Here is a 218-nt window from a genome sequence, read left to right on the forward strand (position 1 = left end):
TGCAACTACCCATCTATATACCAAAGCCATTTTTTTTTTGACATCAACCAATCAAGATATCGAACAGTTACTATTGCTCAGTATTTCTGGAAACCAACGTGCACAACTCGAGGTTTACAACAGATATAACTAAGCAATGTATAATACAGCAGTAAGAATTGTAAAGGGTTCTTATAAGGCTGAGGACATAATGGAAGAGTCCTTTTTAACCGCTTTTA

The 218-nt window shown here is 35.3% G+C and carries 1 pseudogene; it reads left to right on the forward strand.

Features of this window, described 5'->3' with window-relative positions:
- Positions 1 to 37: 37 nt before the first annotated feature.
- Positions 38 to 218 (forward strand): annotated as a pseudogene (locus tag ACRHOC_RS15675) (RNA polymerase subunit sigma); the annotation flags it as partial.

The sequence above is a fragment of the Winogradskyella poriferorum genome (genome assembly GCF_050618035.1).
Lineage (GTDB): Bacteria > Bacteroidota > Bacteroidia > Flavobacteriales > Flavobacteriaceae > Winogradskyella > Winogradskyella poriferorum_A.